The sequence below is a fragment of the Caulobacter sp. FG7 genome (assembly GCF_057808875.1).
The window spans coordinates 1-6,068 of sequence record NZ_JBMDIW010000060.1 but is presented as its reverse complement, the minus strand read 5'-3'; the positions used below and the strand labels follow the sequence as shown (position 1 = coordinate 6,068).

The 6,068-nt window shown below is 70.5% G+C and carries 5 protein-coding genes; all 5 read right to left on the bottom strand.

Translation table 11 applies throughout. The features are described 5' to 3' along the window. Positions 1–208: 208 nt before the first annotated feature. Positions 209–1,441, bottom strand: coding sequence for an aminotransferase-like domain-containing protein (locus ACODR1_RS24670; RefSeq protein ID WP_488882799.1), 1,233 nt, complete (start codon positions 1,439–1,441; stop codon positions 209–211). A 269-nt stretch (positions 1,442–1,710) separates the two neighbouring features. Further along, positions 1,711–2,271 carry a hypothetical protein gene (locus ACODR1_RS24665; protein ID WP_488882798.1) on the bottom strand — a complete coding sequence of 187 codons (561 nt, stop codon included), beginning with the start codon at positions 2,269–2,271 and terminating at the stop codon, positions 1,711–1,713. Beyond that, positions 2,268–2,780 (bottom strand): DUF2939 domain-containing protein, encoded by a 513-nt coding sequence (locus ACODR1_RS24660; protein ID WP_488882797.1) that lies wholly within the window; start codon positions 2,778–2,780, stop codon positions 2,268–2,270. Before ACODR1_RS24660 ends, ACODR1_RS24665 begins: the two co-directional genes overlap by 4 nt. Positions 2,781–2,835: 55 nt before the next feature. Then, the gene (locus ACODR1_RS24655; RefSeq protein ID WP_488882796.1) at positions 2,836–3,375 is read right to left on the bottom strand and encodes a YcxB family protein; all 540 of its coding nucleotides are present in this window, start codon (positions 3,373–3,375) and stop codon (positions 2,836–2,838) included. Between the two features lie 76 nt (positions 3,376–3,451). Next, the coding region (gene infB, locus ACODR1_RS24650; RefSeq protein WP_488882795.1) for a translation initiation factor IF-2 at positions 3,452–6,068 on the bottom strand (2,617 nt) is incomplete at its 5' end.

The following is a 6,068-nucleotide window of genomic DNA, read 5'->3' as shown; positions in this document are numbered from 1 at the left end:
AGCGCTTGAATGGCATTCAAGAGGTCAGCGGTTCGACTCCGCTTAGCTCCACCAAAACGGCCGCTTCCCTAAAGGGAGCGGCCGTTTCCATGTCTGGATCCCCAAACCCCCTCAGTCGCTTCGCGACAGCTCCCCCAGAGGGGGCATGGCGCCGCGGAGATCCTCCCCCTCCGGGGGAGGCGGCCCGAAGGGCCGGAGGGGGTCAGCGCTACTCCCCGATCAGCCCCGCCAGCCGCCGCACGCCCTCCTCGATCTGCTCGGGAGGCAGCAGCGAGTAGCTGAGGCGCAGGGTGTTGGCGGCCGGAGCTTCGGCGAAGAAAGGCGCGCCGGGCACGAAGGCGACGCGGGCGTCCACCAGGGCGCGCTCGAGCAGGGCCTTGCCGTCGATTCCGTCCGGCAGGGTCAGCCAGACGAACATGCCGCCCTCGGGCGAGATCCAGGAGACGCCGGCGGGCATGTGCCGCTCCAGCGCCGCCAGCATCGCCCGCGCCTGGCCGCCATAGACGGCCCGAAGGTTGCCCAGGTGCTGATCGTAGCCCTCGGAGACCACCCGGTGGGCGACCATCTGGTTGATGGTCGAGACATGCAGGTCGCCGCCCTGCTTGAGCAAAACGAGCTTCTCGATCGCCGCCTTCGGGCCACAGATCCAGCCGATCCGCAGGGCCGGCGACAGCGTCTTCGACAGGGTGCCGCAGAACAGGGTGCGCGCGGCCTCGATCGAGCCGTTGCGGGCGATGTCCAGCGCCAGAAGCGAGGGGATGGCCTCGCCGCCGAAGCGCAGCTCGCGATAGGCGCCGTCCTCGACCAGCGGAAAGTCCAGGGCCTGCGCCAGGTCCAGCAGCGCCTCGCGCTCGGCCAGGGTGAGGCTGACGCCAGTGGGATTGGCGAAGTCGGGCACGAAGTAGCCCAGGCGGGGCTTGCGGGCCTCCACGGCCGCCTGGGCGGCCGTGTCGCCGGCCAGGGCGCACTCGGGCAGGTCGAGATAGGACGGCTGGTACGCGTTGAAGGCCTGCAGCGCGCCCAGATAGGTCGGCCGGGCCACCATGACGGCCGCGCCGGGATCGAGGAACAGCTTGCCCAGCAGGTCGAGCGCCTGCTGCGAGCCGGCGGTCAGCAGCACGTTTTCGGGCTCGCACGGCATGCCGTCGCGGGTCATGCGCTCGGCGATCCAGCGGCGCAGCGGGCCGTGGCCCTCGCTGACGGTGTATTGCAGGGCCTGGGCGGCCTGGGCGCCGTCGCCGAGGATCTCGGCGTAGGCCTGGCGGATCGGCCCGGCCGGGAACAGCGCCGGATCGGGGATGCCGCCGGCGAAGGACAGGATATCGGGCTGCTCCAGCAGCTTCAGCAGCTCGCGGATCTCGCTGGCGCGGATGCCGGCCATGCGCGCGGAGAAGCGCGCGGCCCAGTCCTGCGGGGCCAAGTCTTGGGTGTCGATGGTCATGAGGTCTTCTTCGTCGAGACTGTCGTGCGGCGGCCTCGGCCGCCGGTCTTCTGAATTCGACGGCGGCCTGGCCGTCCGTCATCTGGGCGCAGATAAGCGCCACGCCTGATCCCTAGCGGTCAGGCGCTGCGTACGAGTCCGTTCGTGCCCAGGGAACGGCGGCGCTGGAAGCGCCGGGTCCCGCGTTCGCTCGCGATCATGGGTTCGACCCTAACGGCGCCGACCGCCGAAGGGAACCCGGCTTTTCCTGAAGAGACCGGCAGGAACCCTCAGCGCGGGCCGTTCAGGCTGTCGGTCCAGTCCTCGTTGGGATCAGGCGGGCCGCCGCTCGGCAGCCGCCATTCGCCGCGATAGGAAAAGTCCAGCGTGCCGCACAGCCGGGCCTGACCTGCGGCCTTGGGATCGTCGCCGAACGCCTGGATACGCAGGTCGTGGCGCAGGGCGATGCGGCTGAAGCTCAGCCACAGGCGCTTGGAGCCCGGACAGAAGGCGCGGACATAGATCTTGCCTTGCTCGGCCGTTCCATCGACCTCGTAGAGGGCCGCGTCGGCGTCGACGCCCGACATGGACCCCAGGCCGCCCTTGCCGAGGTCCTTCTGGCTGCCCTTGCGCAGCAGGGCCTGGGCTGGAACGCCGGTGGCCAGCACCTTGATCGGCCGGACGCCCAGCAGGCCCTGCTCGAACAGCACGGTCACCCCCGCCCCCGTCAGCCGCCTGGCGTCCGGCGAGATCGGGTCATAGGAGAACATCCGCCGCTCGGCCGCGGCCGGGGTCGCCAGGGCGCTCAGCAGCGCCGCGGCGGCGAGCAGCAGGGGCGGGCCGGCCCTCATCGCTTGAGCTGCAGGTTCACGGCCTGGGCGTCGAAGCCCGACAGCCGCCAGCTGCCGCCCTCGCGGGTGAAGGTCAGCATGCAGGGGCCGTCCTTCTTGGCGGCGCAGACCCGGCCGTCGCCGACGGGCCGCAGGGCCGAGGCGATGGCGATGCGGCCGGGGATCGGCTTGTCGGGCGTGTAGCCGTAGTAGTTGGCGGCCGCGCGGAACACCTCGGGGCGGATCAGGGCCGCGCCGGCGACGTCGGCCGCCGGGCCGGCCAGGGCGATCATCGCCGCCTGCCAGCCGCCCTTCATGCCCGAGCGGCGGGCCTCGTCGACCAGGCGCGCCTCGACCGCGCCGGTCAGGGCCCGGTGATCGACCAGGCTGTCGAAGGTCGCCCGGTCGTTGTTGCGGATCGCCGTCAGCAGGGCGTGCACGTCGCCGGCGGCGTCGTAGCGGTCGGCGGTGGCGCAGGCGCTCAGGGAGGCGGCGACCGCGGTCAGGGCGAGAAGGGCTCGAATGCGCATGGCGTAGGGCTAACGCCCAATTCCGGCGAATTCCAGTCGATCGTGTCGCGGCGGGTCAGCCCAGCCGCGCGGCGAGGTCCTTGCTCCGCGCCTGGGCGGCCGGATCGAGACGGTCGAAGCATGTCCTCAGGAACGAGTTTTCGGCCGCCGGGTCGGCGAAGAAGCGCACCGGCAGGAAGAAGGCCTGCCCCGGACCGATGAACAGCCAGGACTTGTGGCCGGGCGCGATCTGCGAAACCCCGGCCCAGGCCAGGCGGGTCTCATAGTGAGGCCAGACGATCGTCAGGCCAGCCTCGTCGGCGCGGTAGGTCGTCAACGCCTGCATCGGCACGCCGCGGGCCATCCAGGCCTTCGGGGCCATCCGCCCGCAGAGCCGCATCCAGAGCAACACGGCGGGGATCGCCACGGCCAGCAGCCCCAGGAGCCCCGTTCCAGGAACCAGCCACTCGGCGAGGGACGACCCAGCCATAAGGGCGGCCATGTAGACCAGCACCAGCAGCCAGGGCAGGAACCGTCTCGCGCCGAACAGGTGCTTGCGCAGCGGCGCGCAGGCCTTCTGGCTCTCGAAGATCCCGATTTCCCCCGCGACTTCCATCGACACACACCCCAAACGCAAGAAAGGCGCGAACCGGAGTTCGCGCCTTCCTCTAAGCTGAGTTCAGGTCAAACGCCTAGTCGAGCTGGCGCTTGATCTCCTCGACGGTGAAGCACTCGATGGTGTCGCCGACCTTGATGTCCTGGAAGCCCGCGAACATCATGCCGCACTCCTGACCGACGGGGACTTCGTTGACCTCGTCCTTGAAGCGCTTGAGCGTCTGCAGGGTGCCCAGTTCGAGCACGACGATGTCCTGACGGATGATCCGGACCTTCGCGCCCTTGCGGACCACGCCTTCGGTGACCTTACAGCCGGCGACCTTGCCGATCTTGGTGATGTCGAAGGCCTGCAGGACTTCGGCGTTACCGAGGAAGGTTTCGCGCTGGATCGGGGCCAGCATGCCCGAGAGCACGCCTTTGATGTCGTCCAGCAGGTCGTAGATGATCGCGTAGTAGCGGATCTCGACCCCTTCGCGTTCGGCCAGGGCTCGCGCCTGGGCCGAGGCCCGGACGTTGAAGCCGATGACCGGCGCGCCGGCGCCCTTGGCCAGCATGACGTCGCTTTCGCTGATCGCGCCGGCGCCCGACAGGATGATCCGCGCGCGGACCTCGTCGGTGGCCATCTTGTCCAGCGAACCGATGATCGCCTCGGCCGAACCTTGCACGTCGGCCTTGATGATCAGCGGAAGCTCTTTCAGCTTCTTGTCCTGCAGCTTGGCCATCATGTCGGCCATCGAAGCGCCGGCGCCCACGGGGGCCAGAGTCTTCTCGCGCTTCTGGCGGATGCGGTACTCGGTCAGCTCGCGAGCGCGGGCTTCGTTCTCGACCACGGCGAAGGCTTCGCCGGGCGAGGGAACGCCGTCCAGGCCGAGGATCTCGACCGGGGTGGCCGGACCGGCTTCGGTCAGCTGCTCGTTACGCTCGTTCAGCAGGGCGCGAACCCGGCCGAACTGGCTGCCGGCGACGACGATGTCGCCGCGCTTGAGCGTGCCGCGGTTGACCAGGACGGTCGAGACGGCGCCGCGACCCTTGTCCAGCTTGGCCTCGATCACCACGCCGTCGGCGGTGCGGTCGGGGTTGGCCTTCAGGTCGAGCACTTCGGCCTGCAGCAGGATGGCGTCGAGCAGGTCGTCCAGGCCGGTGCGGGCCTTGGCCGAGACTTCGATGATCTGGGTGTCGCCACCCAGGCTTTCGACGACGATCTCGTGCTGCAGCAGCTCGTTGACCACGCGGGTCGGATCCGAGCCCGGCTTGTCCATCTTGTTGACAGCCACGATGATCGGAACCTCGGCCGCCTTGGCGTGCTTGATGGCTTCGATCGTCTGCGGCATCACGCCGTCGTCACCGGCCACCACCAGCACGACGATGTCGGTGATGTTGGCGCCGCGGGCGCGCATCGCCGAGAAGGCGGCGTGGCCCGGGGTGTCAAGGAAGGTGACGCGCTGGCCGTCCTTCAGGCGAACCTGATAGGCGCCGATGTGCTGGGTGATCCCGCCGTGTTCACCGGCCGCCACGTCGGTGGAGCGCAGGGCGTCGAGCAGCGAGGTCTTGCCGTGGTCGACGTGGCCCATGATGGTCACGACCGGAGGACGGGCCTCCAGGTGATCGTCGTGGTCCTCGGCGCCGATGAAGCCTTCTTCGACGTCGGCTTCCGACACGCGCTTGACGGTGTGGCCGAATTCGGTGGCCACCAGCTCGGCGGTGTCGTTGTCGATGACGTCGTTGATCTTCAGCATCACGCCCTGACGCATCAGGAACTTGATGATCTCGACGCCGCGCACGGCCATCCGGTTGGACAGCTCCTGCACGGTGATGACGTCGGGGATCACGACCTCGCGGGCGACGCGCGCCTGCTCGACCGCGCCGCCACGGCGCTTTTCCTTTTCGCGTTCACGGGCCCGGCGAACCGAGGCCAGCGAGCGCATGCGATCGGCCGAGTCCCCATCACCGGCCACGGCCTGGATGGTCAGACGGCCTTCGCGGCGTTGCGGAGCGCCCTTGACGCGCGACACGGCCTTGTTCGGCGCGTTCGCGGTCTTGCGACGATCGTCGTCCTCGTCGGGACGGCGGCCGATTTCGCCGCCGGGACGCGGGGCCGAGCGCATGGCGCGCTGGATTTCCGGGGTCGCCGGAGCCGAAGCGGGCACGCCCGGACGCGGACCGCGCGGACCGCCGGGGCCGCCAGGACCACGGCCGGCGCCAGGCGCCGGGCGCGGAGCCAGGGCCGAGTAGCGGACGGTCTGCTGCGGACGGTCGCCTTGCGGACGATCACCCTGCGGGCGGTCGCCGCCCGAGCGGTAGCCACCGCCGCCGGCGCCGCCTTCCGGACGCGGGCCGCGCGGACGGTCGCCGTCCGGACGCGGAGCGCGCTGGTTGTAGGGTCCGTCCTGACGGGGGGCGCGTTGATTGTACGGCCCGTCCTGGCGCGGAGCGCGCTGGTTGAACGGACGGTCGCCCTGCGGGCGGTCACCCTGGGGACGATCGCCTTGAGGGCGGTCGCCGCCCGGCGTCGGCCGGTAGGTCGTGGTGGTCGGACGGTCGTCGCGACGCTCACGGCTGGGTTCGTAGGTGCGGGTCTGGCCCGGAGCGCGCGGCGCGGCGGGAGCCTCGGCGCGGGGCGCTTCGACACGCGGCGCGGCCGGAGCCGGAGCGGGCGTCGGCGCGGGCGCGGCCGGAGCAGCGGCGGCCGGGGTC

Coding starts and splice junctions, on each gene's coding strand:
- ACODR1_RS24670 (WP_488882799.1), bottom strand. CDS start 1,441: ATGACCATCGACACCCAAGACTTGGCCCCGCAGGACTGGGCCGCGCGC.
- ACODR1_RS24665 (WP_488882798.1), bottom strand. CDS start 2,271: ATGAGGGCCGGCCCGCCCCTGCTGCTCGCCGCCGCGGCGCTGCTGAGC.
- ACODR1_RS24660 (WP_488882797.1), bottom strand. CDS start 2,780: ATGCGCATTCGAGCCCTTCTCGCCCTGACCGCGGTCGCCGCCTCCCTG.
- ACODR1_RS24655 (WP_488882796.1), bottom strand. CDS start 3,375: ATGGAAGTCGCGGGGGAAATCGGGATCTTCGAGAGCCAGAAGGCCTGC.